We start from the raw sequence: 17,958 nt of genomic DNA, 5'->3' as shown, positions 1-17,958 counted from the left end.
TCGGCCAATTCCGGGTGCATTGCAAGACGCGGCCACCGCTGTTAGACGACGCCATCTGCCCGAAATCCGTCAGAACCCTTGGATGCCCGCCATGACACAACCGAAAAAGCTGTTCATCAAGACCTATGGTTGCCAGATGAACGTCTATGACAGCGAACGCATGGCCGAAAGCCTTGGCGGTCAGGGCTATGTCACGACCGACCGGGCCGATGACGCGGATATGATCCTACTCAACACCTGCCACATCCGCGAAAAGGCGGCGGAGAAGGTCTATTCCGAACTGGGCCGCCTGAAGCCGTTGAAAGACGCGCGCCCCGATCTGAAGATCGGTGTGGCGGGCTGCGTGGCACAGGCCGAAGGCGAAGAGATCATGCGCCGCCAGCCTGCCGTCGATCTGGTGGTCGGCCCGCAAAGCTATCACCGCCTGCCCGAGATGGAGGCGAAGGTGCAGGGCGGGCAAAGCGCGCTCGACACTGATTTCCCGGCGGAAGACAAATTTGACCACCTCAAGGGCCGCCCCAAGGCGAAACGCGCCCCCGCCGCCTTCCTAACCGTGCAAGAGGGCTGCGACAAGTTCTGCGCCTTCTGCGTGGTGCCCTATACCCGCGGCGCCGAAGTCTCTCGACCCGCCGAAAAGGTGCTGGACGAGGCCCGCGATCTGGTCGAGCGCGGCGTGCGCGAGGTCACCTTGCTAGGGCAGAACGTCAACGCCTATCACGGCGGCATGACGCTCGCCGGGTTGATCCGCGCACTGGCCAAGATCGACGGGCTGGAGCGTATCCGCTACACCACCAGCCACCCCAACGACATGGGCGATGACCTGATCGCGGCCCATGGCGAAGTGCCCGAACTGATGCCCTATCTGCATCTGCCGGTGCAATCGGGCAGCGACCATATTCTGAAACGGATGAACCGCAGCCACACCGCTGAGAGCTACCTCAAACTGCTTGAGCGCATCCGCGAAGCGCGGCCCGACATCGTGCTGTCAGGTGATTTCATCGTCGGCTTCCCGGAAGAAACCGAGGCGGATTTTGAGGCCACGATGGAGCTCGTCCGGCAGGTGCGCTACGGCTATGCCTATTCGTTCAAATACTCCACCCGCCCCGGCACGCCCGCCGCCGAACGCCCGCTGGTCGATCCGGCTGTGGCCGACGACCGTTTGCAGCGTCTGCAAGGGCTGATCACCCAGCACCAGCAGGAAATCCAGCAGTCGATGGTGGGGCGCGAAGTCTCGGTTCTGGTTGAGAAGAAGGGCCGTCTACCCGGTCAGATGCTGGGCAAGTCGGAGTATCTGCATGCGGTGCATATCGAGGATAGCACGGCACAGATCGGTGACATCCAGCGCGTGCGGGTGACCGAGGCCAAGACGAACTCTCTGGCCGCCGTTCTGGTCTGATCCGCAGCCCCAAGGGGCCTGCAACGGGTGCGCGTCGCCGCGCACCCTTGGCTTGTCAGTAGTTGTGTTTGCGGTGCGATGCGGCATCCGCAAAGATCCGCTTCATCGTCGCTTTCAGCCCCTCGGGGTTGCCGACGAGTGTGTGATCCCGGCAGACCCGTTCGGCCACGGCATGGGCGGTGGCAAAGTCATAGCCCACGGCCACGAGGCTATCCACGAAGACCGAGTTTGGCCGGTCCCAGATCACGTCGTTCCACGGGCCGCGGTAGCAGCTGACGTGGATCACATTGCCCGTGGGATGGGCCACACCTTGGTTGTGATAGGCGTATTTCACACCCCCCGCAAAAGCGGGCAGGGCAAGCAGGCCGGTGACGGCGGTGGCGAGTAGCGTTTTCATCATAAGTTGGTCCCCCAGTTTTCATTGCAGCAATCAAGATCGGCAAAGCCGCGCGAAGTCCCACCCTCGCGATCCGATGGAAAGAGGTTTAGGTCTAAAGGTGCGGTTTTCAAGAAGATTCAATGGCAGGGGCTGGTGTTTGCGAACAATCCCAAGGGCTTGCGCGGGATTGTCGCCAAGCCGTCTCCAATGGCCTGTTTTCGGCGGTTCGGGGCAGGGTGAAATGGCCCCGCTCCGAAGCCCTTTTGCCGCTACCCCGCGGTGGATTCGTTGTAAGCCGCCAAGGTTCGGCCACAAAATGTTGATTTCACAGCTTCACAGCGAGACCGTTTTTACCTAACCTGACCCTATACTCAAAAGGCGCGGGTCCGGGGAGGGGTCGCATTTGCCAAAGATAAGAACCAGAAATTAGAATAGGACAAACGCTGTGGGACCCACTATTTCCAAAGCACTGCGCGCCATGGCCAGCCTGACGATGGCGGCGGCGCTGACCGTGGCCAGCACCCCGGTCGATGCGCAGACACCCTCGCAACAGGGCCGCGACAAGGGCGTTTACACGCCGACCATCTGGGTGGACCCGGATGGCTGTGAACATTGGGTTATGGATGACGGGGCCGAGGGCTATATGACCCCCCATGTCACCCGGCAGGGCATTCCGGTCTGCCGCCGCGGCGATGTCTGCGGCGTGATGGAGGCGGATCAGTTCTTTGCCACCGACAAATACAGCATCTCGCCGCAAGGCCGGGCGCGGCTGGCGAACTTCTTCCAATCGACCGGGGCGGTATCCTACATCATCACCGGCCATACCGACAGCCGCGCGTCGGACGCCTATAACATGCGCCTGTCCTACAACCGCGCAAATTCGGTCGCGCGTATCGCCAATCAAGTGGGTGCCAAGATCGCCGATGTGCGGGGCTATGGCGAACGGATGCCCGCCGTGCCGAACAATTCCGCTGCGAACATGGCCAAGAACCGCCGTGTCGAAATCATCTGCATTCGCTGAAGGGACCGTAAAAGTGATTAAGACAAAACTTCTCATGGTCACAGCCTGTGCCGTCGGCCTTTCGGCCTGTACCGATTACGAAGGCGGTCTGGGCCGGGGCTACCCTTCGGATAAGACCTTTGACCGGGGCATCGACAAAAAGCACCTAAGCAACCTTCAGGCGGGCATCTGGGTCGATCCCAACGGTTGCGACCACTGGATCATCGACGACGGGGTCGAGGGCTATCTTTCGGCGCGGCTCGATAAATTCGGCAAGCCGGTCTGCTCGGGCGTGGCGCCACCGACACACACCGCGGGCCACTTCAAGGGCGGCTCCAACATCAAAGACCCGAACTGACCTTGGCGGGCCATATTACAGACCCCGGGCCGGAGCGCGTTGCGCTTCGGCCCTTTTTGTCGCGACGGGTTGGTAAATCGATCCGGTCTGACTATTTCAACATTTAGTGCTTCACAAAGGATACGCGCATTGCCTTCAACTGATCTGATGACACCGGAAACCGCGGCCGAACGGGTGGTGGAATTTCCCGACAACCGCCTTTTGATCGACCTCTGCGGCGCCTATGACGCGCATCTGGCGGCCATCGAAAAATCGCTTGAGGTGCAGATCATAAGGCGCGGCAATCACCTGCAAATTCTGGGTGAGGGCGAGGCCGTGGAGAAGGCCGAGAGCCTGCTCAATGCACTCTATGTCCGGCTGGAAAGTGGCCGCGCGGTTGAACCTGCGGATGTGGACGGTCTGCTGCGTATGGGGAACTCCGGCGCAGGCACCGGCGTGCGTCAGGGTGACCAGCTTGAAATGCCGATCTCGGATGCAATCGAAATCCAGACCCGCAAGAAACGGGTGGAGCCGCGCACCGATGCGCAGAAAGCCTATGTGCAATCGCTCTTCGACAACGAACTGGCTTTTGGCATCGGCCCTGCGGGCACCGGCAAGACCTATCTGGCCGTGGCGGTGGGCGTGTCGATGTTCATCGGCGGCCATGTGGACCGGATCATCCTCAGCCGCCCCGCGGTCGAGGCGGGCGAGAAGCTGGGCTACCTGCCCGGCGACATGAAGGACAAGGTCGACCCCTATATGCAGCCGCTCTACGACGCGCTGAACGACTTTTTGCCGAGCAAGCAACTGGCCAAACTGCTAGAGGAAAAGCGCATTGAGATCGCGCCGCTGGCCTTCATGCGGGGCCGCACGCTGTCGAACGCTTTCGTGGTGCTGGACGAGGCGCAGAACGCCACTTCGATGCAGATGAAGATGTTCCTGACACGTCTGGGGCAGAACTCGCGCATGGTGATCACCGGTGACCGCACCCAGATCGACCTGCCGCGCGGGGTGCAGTCTGGGCTTCAGGATGCCGAGCGGTTGCTGAAGCAAATCCCCAGCATCAGCTTTAACTACTTCACCTCCAAAGACGTGGTACGCCATCCGCTGGTCGCCGCAATTATCGAAGCATATGAGGCCGATAGCGGTGCCGCTTGACGTGATGCTGGAAGATTTCGACATCGTGATCGAAGACGACCGCTGGGCGGCGGTCGACCTTGAAAAGCGCGCTCATGCCGCGGCGCGGGCTACCCTGGCCCACCTCGGTCTTGATGCCGAAGCGGCGGAGATGACCCTGCTGGCCTGCGACGACAGCCGCATCGCCGCGCTAAACGAAGACTTTCGCGGCAAAGCGCGGGCGACCAATGTGCTAAGCTGGCCTGCCGAGGAACGCGGGGCGGTCACCCCGGGCGGCGATCCGCTGCCTGTCGCCCCCGGCATTGACGGGATGCTCGAACTGGGCGACATCGCCTTGGCTTTCGAGACTTGCGCCGCCGAGGCCGAGGCGGCGGAGAAGCCGTTAGATGCCCATGTGACCCATCTCATCGTGCACGGGCTGTTGCATCTTCTGGGCTATGACCATGAAAATGACCCCGACGCGACGTTGATGGAGGGGTTGGAGCGCGAAATACTTGGCAAAATGGGTTATGATGACCCATATAAGGAAAATGGGCCTTGAGGGGCTTTGTAACACAGACGGGACCCAATGGGCGATACAGACGGATCATCTGACGCGGCGCAGAGCGCGCTGACAGATGAAGACAGACATGAGCAGCCGGATGATGGCGCGATGCGCACCGGTAATTTCTTTTCTCGGGTGTTCGAGGCGCTAAGCCCATCGGACAGCGAGGACGACACGCCAGAGACCTCGGCAGAGGCCGAGCGGCCCACGGGCCATGGCATGATGAACCTGCGCCGGATGCGGGTCGATGACGTGGCGATCCCAAAGGCGGATATCACCGCCGTGCCGGTCAGCGCCACGCTGGATGAGTTGGTCTCGGTCTTCAAGGAAAGCGGGATGACCCGCCTGCCGGTCTATGATGGCACGCTCGACACGCCCGTGGGCATGGTCCACCTCAAAGACCTTGCGCTAAACCACGGTTTCAACGGCAAAAACACCAAATTCGATCTGCGCACCCTGCTGCGGCCCTTGGTCTATGTGCCGCCGTCGATGACCATCGGCGTGCTGCTGACCAAGATGCAGGCCGAGCGGCGGCATATGGCGCTGGTGATTGACGAATATGGCGGTGTCGACGGGCTGGTGACCATCGAAGACCTGATCGAACAGGTCATAGGTGAGATCGAAGACGAACATGACGTCGATGAGGGCACCTATTGGACGGTCGAAAAGCCCGGCACTTATCTCGCGCTCGCCAAGACCCCGCTGGGGGATTTCGAGGCTGAGATTGGCCATTCCCTGACCGATCATGAGACCGTCGACGAAGAAGAGATCGACACGCTTGGCGGCTTGGTCTTCATGCTGTCGGGCCGCGTGCCTGCGCGGGGCGAGGTAGTTTTGCACCCCGACGGGCCGGAGTTCGAGGTGATCGACGCCGATCCGCGCCGCATCAAACGGTTGCGGGTCCGCACCCAAGGGGCCGGGGGATGAGGCAACGGCTGGCGATGCGGGGCCGGTTGCTGCTGGCCCCCCTCGCCGGGGCCATCGCAGCCTTCGGGCAAGCGCCCTATGAACTGCCTGTTTTGCTTTTTGCCGGGCTGGTGGCGGCGTTTTGGCTGTTTCGCGCGCAATCCGGCGGGCCAATGCGCGCGGCGCTTTTGGGCTGGGGCTTTGGCTTTGGCTATTTTCTGCATGCGCTGCAGTGGATCGTCTCGCCCTTCATGGTCGATGTGGCGCGGCATGGGTGGATGGCGCCTTTTGCGCTGATCCTTCTGGCCGCGGGCATGGCGCTGTTCTGGGGGCTGGCCTTTGGCCTCGCCCGTTGGATCGCGCCGAAACGCGGGCTGGCGCTGGCGCTGACTTGGGCGGCGGTGGAACTGCTGCGCGCCTATGTCTTCACCGGCTTCCCATGGGCCATGCCCGCTCAAGGACTGGTTGGCGTGATGGCGGGGCAGGGGCTCGCCTGGGTCGGCCCCTATGCGCTGAACCTCTGGCTATTCGCCATTGCCGCGATCTTGCTGCTGCGTGGCCCTTTGAGCCTGCGGTTGGGGCAGGGGGCGCTGGCCTTGTCGACGGTGCTGCTGTTGCTGTTGCCCCCGCAAGCGCCGCCCGCGGTGCTGACCGAGAACGTGGTGCGCTTGGTGCAGCCCAATGCCGCGCAACGCGATAAGTGGAACCCCGATACCTTTGAATTCTATTTCTCCCGCCAGCTCGACTACACCGCCGCCGCGCCGCAAGGCGAAGGCACGGCCCCCGATCTGGTGATCTGGCCCGAGACCGCGATCCCATGGTCGTTGGACATGGCAGGCAGCGCTTTGGATGAGATCGGCGCGGCCTCGGACGTGCCGGTGGTGCTGGGCGTGCAGCGCCGGTCGAACATGCGCTATTACAACTCGCTTGTTGTGTTGGACGAAGGCGGCGCGGTCGATCAGCTTTATGACAAACATCACCTCGTGCCCTTTGGCGAATATATGCCTTTGGGGGATCTGATGGCGCGTTTCGGGATCCACGGTCTCGCCGCGCAGGAGGGGAACGGCTTTTCCAGCGGGCCGGGCGCGCAGGTTTTGGATCTGGGGCCGCTCGGCGCCGCATTGCCCTTGATTTGCTACGAGGCCGTCTTTGCCCATGATGTGAACGCCGCGCCAGCGCGGCCGGCCTTTCTGATGCAGGTCACCAATGACGCATGGTTCGGCAAGGCCGCAGGCCCGCGCCAGCATCTGGCCCAAGCGCGGATGCGCGCGATTGAGCAGGGGTTGCCCATGGCCCGGGCGGCCAATACCGGCATCTCGGCGATGATCGACCCGCAGGGGCGGGTGATCGCGTCGCTGCCGCTCAATTCCGCAGGCTTCATCGACGCGCCGCTGCCGGCGCCGCTGGCGCCGACGCTCTACAGCCGCAGCGGTGATTTGCCTTTGATCCTGCTTCTGACCCTCTGCCTTGCCGGGCTTGCCGTGGCCCGCCGTCGCAGCCCGGGGAATGCCGATTGACCATCCACCAGCGGTTGTCTAAGCCGTTGGGAGAGCACCACAACGGCTTCCTGACGTGGTGCGTAATTTTTATTGGAGCACTACATGTCCCGTCAGAACTATACTTTCACTTCGGAATCCGTTTCCGAGGGGCACCCGGATAAGGTCTGCGACCGGATTTCCGATGCCATCCTCGACGCTTTCATCAGCGAGGAACCCGAAGCGCGGGTCGCCGCCGAAACCTTTGCCACCACCAACCGCGTCGTGATCGGGGGCGAGGTCGGGTTGGCCAACAAGACCAAGCTCGATGAATATCTGACGGGTGTCGAGGATATCGCCCGCGCCTGCATCAAAGACATCGGTTACGAGCAGGACGAGTTCCACCACGCGACATGTGAGATCACCAATCTGCTGCACCCGCAGTCGGCGCATATCGCCCAAGGCGTCGATGCCGCCGATGGCAAGGAAGAAGGCGCAGGCGATCAGGGCATCATGTTCGGTTTTGCCACCGATGAGACGCCCGAGTTGATGCCGGCCCCGATCCACTACGCCCATGCGATCCTGCGCCGTCTGGCCGAGGTGCGCAAAGACGGGACCGAGCCGACCCTGCGGCCCGATGCGAAAAGCCAACTCTCGGTGCGTTACGAGAACGGCAAACCGGTGGGCGTAAGCTCCATCGTGCTGTCGACCCAGCATGAGAGCGAAAGCCAGACCAGCGCCGATATCCGCGAGATCGTGGAGCCCTATATCCGAGAGGCTCTGCCCGAGGGGTGGATCGACGCCGACACCGTTTGGCATGTGAACCCCACCGGCGTCTTCGTGATCGGCGGGCCGGATGGCGACGCGGGTCTCACGGGCCGCAAGATCATCGTCGACACCTATGGCGGGGCCGCACCGCATGGCGGCGGCGCGTTCTCGGGCAAAGACCCGACCAAGGTCGACCGTTCGGCAGCCTATGTGGCGCGCTATCTGGCCAAGAACGTCGTGGCGGCGGGGCTGGCGAACAAATGCACCATCCAGCTGAGCTATGCGATTGGCGTGAGCGAGCCGCTGTCGATCTATTGCGACACCCACGGCACTGGCGATGTGCATGACGCGGCAATCGAAAAAGCGATCCGCCAGATCATTGACCTGACCCCGCGCGGCATTCGTGAGCATTTGCAGTTGAACAAGCCGATCTACCAGCGCACGGCGGCCTATGGCCACTTTGGCCGCGCGCCCGACGCGGATGGCGGTTTCAGCTGGGAACGCCGTGATCTTGTCGATCAGTTGAAAGCGGCTGTGTAAGTATTGAGGGGGTGGGCGACAGCGCCCCCCCTTTCGCGGCGGAGGTCAGCCCCGTTTCGCCTCGACCAAGGCCACGGCGGCGGCCACCGCATCTTCGATCGCCATTTCCGTCGTGTCGATCTGTTTGGCGTCCTCGGCGGGTTTCAGCGGCGCTTGGTCCCGGCTCATGTCGCGCAGATCGCGCTGGCGCACGTCTTCCAACACATCTTCATAGCTGGTCTCGATCCCCTTGCCCGACAGTTCGGCGAAACGGCGCTGTGCGCGCACTTCGGGGCTGGCGGTGATGAAGAGTTTGACCGGCGCGTCGGGGCAGATCACCGTGCCGATGTCCCGCCCGTCAAGCACCGCGCCGCCCGCGCGGGTGGCAAAGCTGCGCTGGAACCGCACGAGGGCGGCACGCACCGCGGGGATCACCGCCACTTTGCTGGCCTCTTGGGCAACCTCGGGGCTGCGCAGTGTAGGGTCTTCCAGATCGACGGGGGCGAGGGTCTGGGCCGCTTCTTCCGGCTCCATCCCGGTAAGGGTCTTGGCCGCGACCGCGCGGTACAAAAGCCCGGTGTCGAGATGCGCAAAGCCGAAATGCGCCGCCACGGCCTTGGCCACGGTGCCCTTGCCCGCCGCGGCGGGGCCGTCGATGGCAACGGTGATGCCGTTGGTTTTGTTATCCGTCATTGCAAATTCCTCTTGTTCCGGGCCCGCAGGCCAAGCAGCAGGGCCGCCGTGAAACAGCCCGCCAGTATCACCCATTTCGCCTTTGTGAACAGGCTCGCCGTAGCGACGGCCTGTGCGGTGATCCGGTCCGGCCCCAATTCGACCAGCCGCCCGATCAGCATGTTTTCGGTGTAATCCGCCCCCAGATACAGCGCCACGGCCAGCGTCAGCCCCAGCCGCAGCCCGCCCGACGACCAGCGCCGGAACCACAGCAGCAAGGCCAGTGCCAAAAGGGCAGGAAACGCGGTGTCGGCCAGCCGGAACTGGCCCAGATACAGCGCCGTCTGATCGGGGCTAAGTGCTGACAGATAGGCGCGCACCTCGGGCAGATCGTAGCCCAGAAGCCGCCCGTCCAAGACGCCCATGCCTGCCGCGCGCAGATGTGTCTCGGCAAAGCCCGCAAGGGCTGCAAAGGCCAGTGCAGCGCAAAGGCTGAGCCAGATCAGCCGGTCGCCTGTCACGCAGGCAACCGTTCGACCTGCGCGCCCAAGGAGGCCATTAGCGGCTCGAAAATTGGGAAGGAGGTGGCGATGGGTCCGCCGTCATCCACCTGCACCGGCTGTTGCGCGACCATGCCAAGGATCAGGAAAGACATGGCGATGCGGTGATCGAGGTGGCTCTGGCAGGTTGCGCCTCCGGGGATGTTGCCGTGGCCCAGCCCTTTGACAGTCCACCAATCCGGCCCGTCTTCGACCGCGACCCCATTGGCGCGCAAGCCGCTTGCCATGGCCTCGATCCGGTCGCTTTCCTTGACGCGGAGTTCCTTGACGCCGCGCATCACGGTCTCGCCCGTCGCACAGGCCGCCACGACCGAGAGCACGGGGTATTCGTCGATCATGCTCGCCGCACGTTCGGGCGGCACTTCGATGCCCCTGAGGTTGGGCGAGAACTTTGCGCGCAGGTCGGCCACAGGCTCGCCGCCCTCGGTACGTTCGTTTTCATAAGTCAGATCCGCACCCATCTCGCGCAGGGTGGTGAACAGCCCGGCGCGGGTCGGGTTCAACCCAATGCCCGGCACCAGCACATCCGAGCCGGGCACGATCAGCGCGGCGCAAACGGGGAAAGCGGCGGAGGAGGGGTCGCGCGGCACGTCGATATGCTGCGGCTTCAACTCTGGCTGGCCGGTCAGGGTGATGACGCGGCCCTCGTCGGTCTCTTCAACCGTGATCTCTGCGCCAAAGCCCGCCAGCATCCGTTCGGTATGGTCGCGGGTGGCCTCGGCCTCGATCACCACGGTTTTGCCCGGCGCATTCAGCCCCGCCAGCAGCACCGCGGATTTCACCTGCGCCGAAGGCACGGGCACAGTGTAGCGCACCGGCACAGGCTCGGCGGCACCCACGAGCGTCATCGGCAGGCGGCCCCCGGCGCGGCCCACGGATTGCGTGCCAAACAGCGCCAGCGGGTCGGTCACACGCGCCATCGGGCGGCTGTTCAGGCTGGCGTCGCCGGTGAAAGTGACAGAGATCGGAGAGGTCGCCATCGCCCCCATCAACAGCCGCACGCCGGTGCCGGAATTGCCGCAGTCGATCACATTGTCCGGCTCGGCAAAGCCGCCGACGCCCACGCCGTGCACTGAGTAAGAGCCGCCGCCGTGGTCGACGACCTCGGCCCCGAAAGCGCGCATGGCTTTGGCGGTGTCGAGCACGTCTTGCCCCTCCAAAAGCCCGGTGATCGTGGTCTCGCCCACGGCCATGGCGCCAAGGATCAGGCTGCGGTGCGAGATCGACTTGTCGCCGGGCACTTCGGCGGTGCCGCTAAGCGGCCCGCAGGCGCGCGATGACATGGGAATGGGGCTGCCGTGACTGGACATGAGGTACCTCTGATCTGCTCAAGGTTCCTATTATCGCAGGCGGGCGGCAGCGTCCATCGCCGCGCGTGCGATGGATTGTAGACGGGGTGGTATCAGGCGCAAATACTTAGCGTTTGCGAAAGGTCAGGTAATGCGGGGTGCGCCCTTCGCGCAGCGCCTTTTGCTCATAGCGGGTCGAAATCCAGTCATCCCAAGGTGCGCGCCAATCGTCAGGCCCTTCGGCCAGCCAATCAAACCCATGCTGCGGCACCTGTTCGAGCGTCTGGCGGACGTAGTCTTCGATATCCGTCGCCACGCGGAAGATCGCACCGGGTTTCAACACGCGGGCCAGCGGCTCCAGATGCTCGGGCGTGACAAAACGGCGGCGGTGGTGGCGGGTTTTCGGCCAAGGATCGGGATAGAGCAGGAACGCCCGGTCGATGGAGGCTTCGGGCAGCACGTCGAACATATCGCGCACGTCACCGGGGTGAATGGCAAGGTTGTCCACGCCCGCGCGCCGGATTTTGCCCAGCAACATGGCGACGCCGTTGATGTAAGGCTCGCAGCCGATGATGCCTACATCCGGGTTTTGCCCGGCTTGATGCACCAGATGCTCACCACCGCCAAAGCCGATTTCCAGCCAGACCTTGCGCCCGACAAACAGCGTATCGAGGTCGAGGGGCCTACGGTCGGGATTGCTCTCCCAATCGACGGCCCCCGGCGACAATGCGTCGAGGTCTTCGTCGATATAGGTCTTTTGCGACTTCTTCAGCGCTTTGCCTTTGAGGCGGCCATAGAAGTTGCGGCGGGGGCGTGTTGTATCACTCATGGCGGCTCATGTAGCGGCCCCGCCGCGCCACCGCAACATTCCTCTGCGAGGCTGGCGGCGAATAGGGGCGGGTTAACCAATTGTTAGGCTCCGTGGGTCTAAATGCCGAGGCAAAGCAGGGGGACGGCTGATGAGCGTGGCAAGGCGCGGAAGCGGTGCAGGCGATAGGGCGGATGGCACGGCTGAGCCTTTGGCGGCGGCGCGCATCCTGATCGTCGATGACCAGCGCTTTGACCGGATGCGGATCAAACGGCTCTGCGGGGGCTTGGACTTTCCTGTCTCTTTGACAGAGGCGGAGAGCCTCGCCGCCCTTGCTCAGCAGTTGGATGAGGGGGCGTTCGACCTCATCTTGCTGGACTACAACCTGCCCGATGGGGATGGTCTGCGCGGCTTGCAGATGATCCGCGCCCACCCGCGCAACGGCGGTGTGGCCACGGTGATGGTCACCGGGACGGAGCAGAGTGACGTCGCGATCGAAGCGCTGCGCGGTGGTTGTAGTGACTATATCGCCAAGGATGAATTGTCGCAAAGCACGCTCAGGCGTTCCGCCTTTCACGCGCTTCACAAGACCGCGCTGCAACTGGGCGTGGCCACGCAGGAGCAAAAACGGTCTGAGCTGCAAAGCGTTCTACGGCGGTTCACCGAGGAATGCGCGCAGGATATCAAGCCGATGGTGAATGAGAACATGCGCGCGCTATGCGCCTTGGACCGGTCGAACCCCGCCGCCGTGGCGGAGGCGTTGGGAAAGGTCGATTACACTTTTCTGCGTCTGTGGGAGTTTGTTGAGGACCTTGCCAGCTATCAGGGCAGTGACCTTGCCGAAGGCGAACTTGCCGATCCGCCGAAACCCGCGCCGGGGCTGGGCGCGGGCTGGGGCGGGTGAGCGGCAAGCCTACCGCGGCGGAGGCTGTGCAGATTGCTATGAGAAGGTTGCAGCGCCCGGATGGCCCTAATCCGTTGTGGTGCCCTCTATCCCCGGGCGCGCTACGGAACCCTCGCCCGGCAGAACCCCGCATATCCCCCGGCCAGCACGCCATAGCCCTTGCAGGAGCGTCAAAATTCGCCTATACGCGCCTTGTCTAAGGGGCGGTTACAGCTTCGGACGCGATATAGCGGGCAGGGTCGGTACTAACCGGCCCTCTTTTGTTTGCGTTCGGCTGCGGGTCAACCGCTGTGCTTTTATGTCGGAGCTTCTCTGACAAGATCGGCACGGTGCCACCACAACGACCAATTGCAACTCCAGACCGGCGGAGACAACCGCGCGGCCAGAAACATTTGATAAGGATACGAAAAGCTACATGACCAAAGCAATGGACGAATTCGAAGCGCTTCTTAACGAGAGCTTTGAAATGGACACGCCCCAAGAGGGCACAGTCGTCAAAGGCAAGGTGATCGCTGTCGAAGCGGGCCAAGCCATCATCGACGTCGGCTACAAAATGGAAGGCCGCGTTGAGCTGAAAGAATTTGCTGATCCCGGCGAATCCCCCAAAATCGAAGTTGGCGACGAAGTCGAAGTTTTCCTTCGCCAAGTCGAAAACGCGCGTGGCGAAGCCGTCATCAGCCGCGAAATGGCCCGCCGTGAGGAAGCCTGGGATCGTCTGGAAAAAGCCTATGCTGCAGAAGAGCGTGTCGAAGGCGCGATCTTTGGCCGTGTCAAAGGCGGCTTCACCGTCGACCTCGGTGGCGCAGTTGCATTCCTGCCCGGCTCCCAAGTCGACGTGCGCCCCGTGCGCGACGCAGGCCCGCTCATGGGTCTCAAGCAGCCGTTCCAAATCCTCAAGATGGACCGCCGTCGTGGCAACATCGTGGTATCGCGCCGCGCGATCCTCGAAGAGTCCCGCGCCGAACAGCGTGCCGAAGTCATTGGCAACCTGACCGAAGGTCAGACCGTCGATGGTGTGGTCAAGAACATCACCGAATACGGTGCGTTTGTTGACCTTGGCGGTGTCGACGGCCTGCTGCACGTCACCGATATGGCATGGCGCCGCGTGAACCACCCGTCCGAGATCCTGTCGATCGGCGAGACCATCAAGGTTCAGGTCATCAAGATCAACAAAGAGACCCACCGCATCAGCCTCGGCATGAAGCAGCTGCAAGAAGATCCGTGGGATCTGGTTGGCGCGAAGTACCCGCTGGGTTCCGTGCACAGCGGCCGCGTGACCAACATCACCGACTACGGCGCATTCGTCGAGCTGGAGCCCGGTGTCGAAGGTCTGGTTCACGTCTCCGAGATGTCCTGGACCAAGAAGAACGTGCACCCCGGCAAAATCGTGTCCACTTCGCAAGAAGTCGAAGTCATGGTTCTGGAAATCGACAGCGCCAAGCGTCGTGTTTCCCTTGGTCTCAAGCAGACCATGCGCAACCCATGGGAAGTCTTTGCTGAGACTCACCCCGAGGGCACCGAAGTCGAAGGCGAAGTCAAGAACATCACCGAATTCGGTCTGTTCGTTGGCCTGCCCGGCGACATCGACGGTATGGTTCACCTCTCCGACCTCAGCTGGGACCAGCGCGGCGAAGAAGCGATCCAAGACTACCGCAAAGGTGACGTGGTTCAGGCCGTTGTCTCCGAAGTGGACGTCGAGAAAGAGCGCATCTCGCTCTCGATCAAGAACGTCGGCGGTGACAAGTTCGCCGAAGCCGTGGGCGGCGTGAAGCGCGGCTCGATCGTGACCGTGACCGTGACCTCCATCGAAGATGGCGGCATCGAAGTCGAATACGAAGGCATGAAGAGCTTCATCCGTCGTTCCGACCTCAGCCGTGACCGTGCCGAACAGCGCCCCGAGCGTTTCTCGGTCGGTGACAAGGTCGACGTGCGCATCACCAACGTCGACGCGAAAGCACACCGTCTGGGCGTTTCCATCAAGGCACGCGAGATCGCGGAAGAGAAAGAGGCGGTACAGCAGTACGGTTCCTCCGACTCCGGCGCGAGCTTGGGCGACATCCTTGGTGCGGCGCTGAAAGGCGACGACGAGTAACCATATTCCGCGTTGAATATGTAATCTTAGCGAAGGCCCCGCATGGCGACATGTGGGGCCTTTTGCTGTTCCGGGGGCAGGGTCGAATCGCGAAGCGGGTTTTGGCCCTTATGCCCAATCCCTACGCGCCTTGGCCTTCAGCGGCAGCAGACGGCGGAAAAAGGCCGAAATAACAGAGGTTTCGCTGCGAAAAATCTATCGCGGCGCTGGTGGAACACCTTCCCGTGTGGGGCGTTATTTCCTATAGTCGGGTAAGACATCAATAAATTCTCGGGGGACGTGCCATGATCCGGTCGGAACTGATCCAGAAGATCGCTGACGACAATCCGCATCTTTATCAACGTGATGTTGAGCGGATCGTAAACACGGTCTTTGATGAGATCACGGGCGCCATGGCGCGTGGGGACCGGGTCGAATTGCGCGGATTCGGTGCCTTTTCCGTCAAGAAACGCGATGCCCGTGTGGGGCGCAACCCGCGCACCGGTGAGACGGTGAATGTCGAAGAAAAGCATGTGCCCTTCTTCAAGACGGGCAAGCTCTTGCGTGACCGGCTGAACGGGAAAAGCTGATGCGTTACATTCGTTATGCCTGCATCGCGCTTTTCGCGATTGCGCTGGTTTCCGTTGCTTTGGCGAACCGGAATATCGTGACACTTCAAGTGCTTCCGACCGAGATTTCAGGTTGGTTTGCCGTGAACCCCTCTATCGAACTGCCGCTCTTTATCGTGATCCTTGGCGGGATCATCGTAGGGCTTTTGGTGGGCTTCGTTTGGGAGTGGATCCGCGAGCACGGCCACCGGGCCGAACTGGCACGGCAGGCACGCGAGCGGCGCCGGTTGGAGCGTGAGGTGATCCGCCTCAAGGAAGAGAAGCATCAGGGCAAGGATGAGGTGCTGGCGCTGCTCGACGAAGCAGGCTAAACCCCACCCATGCCTGAGAACGTTAATGTAAAAATCTGCGGTTTGACCGACCCTGCCGATGTGCCCGCCGCCCTTTTGGCGGGCGCACGCACCTTGGGGTTCGTCTTTTTCGAAAAATCCCCCCGCCATCTGTCGCTGGAGGCCGCGGCGCATATGACCGAGGCAGTGCCTGACGGCATTTGCAAGGTCGCGCTGACCGTCAATGCCGACGATGCGGCGCTGGATGCGCTGCTGGCCGCGGTGCCCTTTCTGGACATGCTACAGCTGCACGGCAGCGAAAGCCCGGCGCGGGTGGCCGAGGTCAAAGCGCGCTATGGGCTGCCGGTGATGAAAGCCGTCGGCGTGGCCGATCGCGATGATCTGGCGCTGCTGAACGACTATGTCACCGTCGCGGATCAGCTTTTGGTCGATGCCAAACCGCCCAAGGACGCGGTGCTGCCGGGGGGCAACGGGCTGGCTTTTGACTGGCGGCTGATCGCCGGGCGGCGCTGGCCGAAGCCTTGGATGCTCGCCGGGGGGCTGAACGCCGAGAATGTGGGGGAGGCGATTGCCCTCACCGGGGCGCGGCAGGTCGATGTCTCTTCCGGAGTCGAGAGCGCGCCGGGGGTGAAGGATGCCGATCGCATTCGCGCCTTCTGCGAAGCGGCGCTGAAGTAAGCTCTTTTAGTTCAAAGAAAAAAAGGCCCGGTGGCGATGCCCCGGGCCATTGTCGTTCTGGTGCCGTAAATGGCGATTAGATCGATTGATCGTAATCGCCCACGCCCGGCTCTGTGCGGATCACAGCATCGATATCAGCGAAGATCGCGCGCATTTCCGCGTCAGATTCGGGGCTTTCGCAGACCACGACAAGGTTCGGCGTGTTGGAGGAGGCCCGCACAAGGCCCCAGCCGCCGTTGTCGAGCATGACGCGTGCGCCATTGACGGTAATGACCTCGGCAATCGCGCGGCCGCCGATCTTCTCCCCGGCATCGGCCTTGGCTGTGAGCTTTTGCACGATCCGGTCGAGGATGTCGTATTTCTCGGTGTCCGAGGCATAGGGCGACATGGTGGGCGTCGAATAGGTCTGGGGCAGGGCGCGGCGCAGGTCCGACATGGATTTGTCGGGATTGCGGTCCATCAGCTTGCAGATTTCCACGGCCACGCGCATGCCGCAGTCATAGCCCCGGCCAATCGGCTCGGCCAAGAAATAGTGGCCGGACTTTTCGAACCCCGCCAGCGCGCCCAGTTCTTTGACGCGGCGTTTCATGTGGCTGTGGCCAGTTTTCCAATAGTCGGCCTTGGCCCCGTGTTTCTGCAACTCAGGGTCCGAGGCAAACAGGCCGGTGGATTTCACATCTGCGACAAAAGTGCTGTTAGGGTGCAGTTTGGCCAGATCGCGGGCCATGATGACGCCCATCTTATCGGCGAAGATCTCTTCGCCCTCGTCATCCACCACGCCGCAGCGGTCGCCGTCCCCATCGAAACCAAGCGCCAGATCAGCGCCGGAGGCGCGGACGCTGTCGGCCATGTCGTGCAGCATCTCCATGGCTTCGGGGTTTGGGTTGTAATGGGGGAAGGTGTAGTCGAGCGTGTTGTGGCTATCGACGACCTCGACCCCCAAGCGGCGGAACAATTCGGGGGCGAAGGCCGATGCGGTGCCATTGCCGGTGGCGCAGACGACCTTCAGTTTGCGGGTCATCTTGAAGTCTCCGACGAGGTCATCCAGATAGGCCTCGCGCACGCCGTCGACGAACTCATAACCCCCGCCCGGCCGCCGTTCACCACGGCCATTCAGGACGATGTCGCGCAGCTCGGCCATCTCGTCCGGGCCGTGGGTGAGGGGGCGCTGAAAGCCCATTTTGACGCCGGTCCAGCCGTTCGGGTTGTGGCTCGCCGTGACCATGGCAACGGCGGGGGCGTCGAGGTGGAACTGGGCGAAATAGGCCATGGGAGAAAGCGCCGGGCCGATATCCTTAACCGTGATCCCGGCCTGCATCAGCCCCAGCATCAGCGCGTTCTTGATCGAAAGCGAATAGTCCCGGTAGTCGTTGCCCACGGCGATCACCGGCGCGATCCCGCGCGCGTGCATTTGTGTGCCGAGACCGAGGCCAAGCGCCGTGATGCCGGGCAGGTTGATGTCGTCGGGGTATTTCCAGCGCGCGTCGTACTCGCGGAACCCCGTCGGGGTGATCATCGCGTCGCGCAGGAATTCCCATGTGTTCTGGGTCACGGTGGAGGCCGGTTTACTCACGTCAAATACTCGCTTTTTTTTAA

18 protein-coding genes, 1 pseudogene and 1 riboswitch are annotated in these 17,958 nt (G+C 62.5%); of the genes and pseudogenes, 13 read left to right on the top strand and 6 right to left on the bottom strand.

Annotated features, from left to right (window positions below; translation table 11 throughout):
• Window positions 1–91 precede the first annotated feature (91 nt).
• Window positions 92–1,396 carry a tRNA (N6-isopentenyl adenosine(37)-C2)-methylthiotransferase MiaB gene (gene miaB, locus J7392_RS09625; protein ID WP_067261470.1) on the top strand — a complete coding sequence of 435 codons (1,305 nt, stop codon included), beginning with the start codon at window positions 92–94 and terminating at the stop codon, window positions 1,394–1,396.
• A gap of 55 nt (window positions 1,397–1,451) precedes the next feature.
• On the opposite strand, the gene J7392_RS09620 is transcribed toward miaB, so the two are convergent.
• A complete protein-coding gene (locus J7392_RS09620) occupies window positions 1,452–1,796 on the bottom strand; it encodes a hypothetical protein (RefSeq protein WP_209217356.1) in 345 nt (114 codons plus the stop codon).
• 424 nt (window positions 1,797–2,220) lie between these two features.
• Here J7392_RS09620 and J7392_RS09615 point away from each other — a divergent pair, with 424 nt between their 5' ends.
• The 7 genes from J7392_RS09615 to metK all read left to right on the top strand — a co-directional run bounded on the left by J7392_RS09615 (window position 2,221) and on the right by metK (window position 8,482).
• A complete protein-coding gene (locus tag J7392_RS09615; RefSeq protein ID WP_209217355.1) occupies window positions 2,221–2,796 on the top strand; it encodes an OmpA family protein in 576 nt (191 codons plus the stop codon).
• Between the two features lie 13 nt (window positions 2,797–2,809).
• Window positions 2,810–3,133, top strand: coding sequence for a hypothetical protein (locus J7392_RS09610; protein ID WP_197470808.1), 324 nt, complete (start codon window positions 2,810–2,812; stop codon window positions 3,131–3,133).
• A gap of 147 nt (window positions 3,134–3,280) precedes the next feature.
• A complete protein-coding gene (locus tag J7392_RS09605; protein WP_209217593.1) occupies window positions 3,281–4,270 on the top strand; it encodes a PhoH family protein in 990 nt (329 codons plus the stop codon).
• A complete protein-coding gene (ybeY, locus tag J7392_RS09600; protein ID WP_209217354.1) occupies window positions 4,245–4,790 on the top strand; it encodes an rRNA maturation RNase YbeY in 546 nt (181 codons plus the stop codon). The genes J7392_RS09605 and ybeY overlap by 26 nt, the downstream gene beginning before the upstream one ends.
• 27 nt (window positions 4,791–4,817) lie before the next feature.
• Complete coding sequence (locus J7392_RS09595; protein ID WP_067261410.1) at window positions 4,818–5,720, top strand: hemolysin family protein; 903 nt, start codon at window positions 4,818–4,820, stop codon at window positions 5,718–5,720.
• Window positions 5,717–7,216 carry an apolipoprotein N-acyltransferase gene (lnt, locus tag J7392_RS09590; RefSeq protein ID WP_209217353.1) on the top strand — a complete coding sequence of 500 codons (1,500 nt, stop codon included), beginning with the start codon at window positions 5,717–5,719 and terminating at the stop codon, window positions 7,214–7,216. The genes J7392_RS09595 and lnt overlap by 4 nt, the downstream gene beginning before the upstream one ends.
• 31 nt (window positions 7,217–7,247) lie before the next feature.
• Window positions 7,248–7,296: riboswitch (SAM-SAH riboswitch) on the top strand.
• A 4-nt stretch (window positions 7,297–7,300) separates the two neighbouring features.
• Window positions 7,301–8,482 (top strand): methionine adenosyltransferase, encoded by a 1,182-nt coding sequence (gene metK / locus J7392_RS09585; protein WP_209217352.1) that lies wholly within the window; start codon window positions 7,301–7,303, stop codon window positions 8,480–8,482.
• A gap of 45 nt (window positions 8,483–8,527) precedes the next feature.
• Here the strand turns inward: metK and J7392_RS09580 are convergent, their stop codons facing one another.
• The 4 genes from J7392_RS09580 to trmB form a co-directional block, all read right to left on the bottom strand.
• A complete protein-coding gene (locus tag J7392_RS09580; protein WP_209217351.1) occupies window positions 8,528–9,154 on the bottom strand; it encodes a d(CMP) kinase in 627 nt (208 codons plus the stop codon).
• A complete protein-coding gene (locus J7392_RS09575) occupies window positions 9,151–9,654 on the bottom strand; it encodes a hypothetical protein (RefSeq protein ID WP_209217350.1) in 504 nt (167 codons plus the stop codon). Before J7392_RS09575 ends, J7392_RS09580 begins: the two co-directional genes overlap by 4 nt.
• Window positions 9,651–11,003 (bottom strand): 3-phosphoshikimate 1-carboxyvinyltransferase, encoded by a 1,353-nt coding sequence (gene aroA / locus J7392_RS09570; RefSeq protein ID WP_209217349.1) that lies wholly within the window; start codon window positions 11,001–11,003, stop codon window positions 9,651–9,653. The genes J7392_RS09575 and aroA overlap by 4 nt, the downstream gene beginning before the upstream one ends.
• A gap of 106 nt (window positions 11,004–11,109) precedes the next feature.
• Window positions 11,110–11,811, bottom strand: a complete 702-nt coding sequence (gene trmB / locus J7392_RS09565) for a tRNA (guanosine(46)-N7)-methyltransferase TrmB (protein WP_209217348.1) — start codon at window positions 11,809–11,811, stop codon at window positions 11,110–11,112.
• A gap of 130 nt (window positions 11,812–11,941) precedes the next feature.
• Here trmB and J7392_RS09560 point away from each other — a divergent pair, with 130 nt between their 5' ends.
• From J7392_RS09560 to J7392_RS09540, 5 genes and pseudogenes are all read left to right on the top strand, one after another.
• Window positions 11,942–12,694 (top strand): response regulator, encoded by a 753-nt coding sequence (locus J7392_RS09560; RefSeq protein ID WP_209217347.1) that lies wholly within the window; start codon window positions 11,942–11,944, stop codon window positions 12,692–12,694.
• A 397-nt stretch (window positions 12,695–13,091) separates the two neighbouring features.
• A pseudogene (gene rpsA / locus J7392_RS09555) lies at window positions 13,092–14,786 on the top strand (30S ribosomal protein S1); the annotation flags it as partial.
• A gap of 284 nt (window positions 14,787–15,070) precedes the next feature.
• The gene (ihfB, locus tag J7392_RS09550) at window positions 15,071–15,355 is read left to right on the top strand and encodes an integration host factor subunit beta (protein WP_067261426.1); all 285 of its coding nucleotides are present in this window, start codon (window positions 15,071–15,073) and stop codon (window positions 15,353–15,355) included.
• Window positions 15,355–15,705 (top strand): lipopolysaccharide assembly protein LapA domain-containing protein, encoded by a 351-nt coding sequence (locus tag J7392_RS09545; RefSeq protein ID WP_067261428.1) that lies wholly within the window; start codon window positions 15,355–15,357, stop codon window positions 15,703–15,705. The genes ihfB and J7392_RS09545 overlap by 1 nt, the downstream gene beginning before the upstream one ends.
• A gap of 9 nt (window positions 15,706–15,714) precedes the next feature.
• Window positions 15,715–16,362 (top strand): phosphoribosylanthranilate isomerase, encoded by a 648-nt coding sequence (locus tag J7392_RS09540; protein ID WP_209217346.1) that lies wholly within the window; start codon window positions 15,715–15,717, stop codon window positions 16,360–16,362.
• A gap of 76 nt (window positions 16,363–16,438) precedes the next feature.
• Here the strand turns inward: J7392_RS09540 and J7392_RS09535 are convergent, their stop codons facing one another.
• Entirely contained in the window at window positions 16,439–17,935 is a 1,497-nt protein-coding gene (locus tag J7392_RS09535; protein WP_209217345.1) for a phosphomannomutase/phosphoglucomutase, read from the bottom strand.
• Window positions 17,936–17,958: the final 23 nt, after the last annotated feature.

Source organism: Sulfitobacter sp. R18_1, from assembly GCF_017743915.1.
In the GTDB taxonomy this organism is placed as follows: Bacteria; Pseudomonadota; Alphaproteobacteria; order Rhodobacterales; family Rhodobacteraceae; genus Sulfitobacter; species Sulfitobacter faviae.
This window is presented reverse-complemented; position numbering and strand designations above follow the sequence as displayed.

Excerpts from the sequence above, each read along its gene's own strand:
- ihfB (WP_067261426.1), top strand. The coding sequence starts at position 15,071 with ATGATCCGGTCGGAACTGATCCAGAAGATCGCTGACGACAATCCGCAT.
- miaB (WP_067261470.1), top strand. The coding sequence starts at position 92 with ATGACACAACCGAAAAAGCTGTTCATCAAGACCTATGGTTGCCAGATG.
- trmB (WP_209217348.1), bottom strand. The coding sequence starts at position 11,811 with ATGAGTGATACAACACGCCCCCGCCGCAACTTCTATGGCCGCCTCAAA.
- J7392_RS09560 (WP_209217347.1), top strand. The coding sequence starts at position 11,942 with ATGAGCGTGGCAAGGCGCGGAAGCGGTGCAGGCGATAGGGCGGATGGC.
- J7392_RS09605 (WP_209217593.1), top strand. The coding sequence starts at position 3,281 with ATGACACCGGAAACCGCGGCCGAACGGGTGGTGGAATTTCCCGACAAC.
- J7392_RS09580 (WP_209217351.1), bottom strand. The coding sequence starts at position 9,154 with ATGACGGATAACAAAACCAACGGCATCACCGTTGCCATCGACGGCCCC.
- lnt (WP_209217353.1), top strand. The coding sequence starts at position 5,717 with ATGAGGCAACGGCTGGCGATGCGGGGCCGGTTGCTGCTGGCCCCCCTC.
- J7392_RS09540 (WP_209217346.1), top strand. The coding sequence starts at position 15,715 with ATGCCTGAGAACGTTAATGTAAAAATCTGCGGTTTGACCGACCCTGCC.
- aroA (WP_209217349.1), bottom strand. The coding sequence starts at position 11,003 with ATGTCCAGTCACGGCAGCCCCATTCCCATGTCATCGCGCGCCTGCGGG.
- J7392_RS09545 (WP_067261428.1), top strand. The coding sequence starts at position 15,355 with ATGCGTTACATTCGTTATGCCTGCATCGCGCTTTTCGCGATTGCGCTG.
- ybeY (WP_209217354.1), top strand. The coding sequence starts at position 4,245 with ATGAGGCCGATAGCGGTGCCGCTTGACGTGATGCTGGAAGATTTCGAC.
- J7392_RS09595 (WP_067261410.1), top strand. The coding sequence starts at position 4,818 with ATGGGCGATACAGACGGATCATCTGACGCGGCGCAGAGCGCGCTGACA.
- J7392_RS09620 (WP_209217356.1), bottom strand. The coding sequence starts at position 1,796 with ATGATGAAAACGCTACTCGCCACCGCCGTCACCGGCCTGCTTGCCCTG.
- metK (WP_209217352.1), top strand. The coding sequence starts at position 7,301 with ATGTCCCGTCAGAACTATACTTTCACTTCGGAATCCGTTTCCGAGGGG.